Raw genomic sequence first — 633 nt, 5'->3', positions numbered from 1 at the left:
GAGAAGGCAAGCAGCCCCGATTGCGATGACGAGCTTGATCCGATCCGCCGCGCGACCGGCCCTGGATGATCGCGGCCGCCTTCTCCTGCGCAGCGTCCAGGACGCCTTGCGCGATCTCCACGTCTTCGAGCGGCAAATGATACTGATCTGGTCGCAGCTTCTCGGACTTCGCACCGAACTTGTCGCGGCGCAATTCGCCGAGAATGACCTCCAGCCGACGCCGTGCTTCCTCCGACGCCGCCAGTGCCCCCTGATGCTCACTCAAGGCCGTCTGCGTTTGCGCCAAAAGCGCCTTCAAGCGTTCGTTTTCGTCGCGCAGCGCCGCGATGCTCATGCGCTATTTCGAGCACATCGCCGCCGCGCGCGCCACGTTCAAAATAGCTTTCGAGTCACTCTGCCGCAGTTATCCCGCCGCCTGCGGGCGCCGCGCTTCCTCCGGGCGGACCAACCTCCAATCCAGGCCCTCGAACAAGGCCGCGAACATCGCCGGCGACATGCGCATCACGCCGTCCGCGATCGTTGGCCAAACGAACTTGCAGCCTTCGAGGCGCTTGTGCACCAATACCAGGCCCGTTCGATCCCAGACCAAAATCTTGATCCGGTCCGCTCGTTTCGATCGGAACACGAAGGCTG

2 protein-coding genes are annotated in these 633 nt (G+C 63.3%); both read right to left on the bottom strand.

From position 1 onward, the window contains the following. Positions 1-334, bottom strand: a 334-nt coding sequence (locus tag CWO89_RS44975; RefSeq protein WP_207234729.1) for an IS66 family transposase, incomplete at its 3' end; no start/stop codon positions are given. A gap of 69 nt (positions 335-403) precedes the next feature. Continuing rightward, the coding region (gene tnpB, locus CWO89_RS44970) for an IS66 family insertion sequence element accessory protein TnpB (protein ID WP_130584470.1) at positions 404-633 on the bottom strand (230 nt) is incomplete at its 5' end.

It is taken from the genome of Bradyrhizobium sp. Leo170 (genome assembly GCF_004296405.1).
Lineage (GTDB): Bacteria > Pseudomonadota > Alphaproteobacteria > Rhizobiales > Xanthobacteraceae > Bradyrhizobium.
This window is presented reverse-complemented; position numbering and strand designations above follow the sequence as displayed.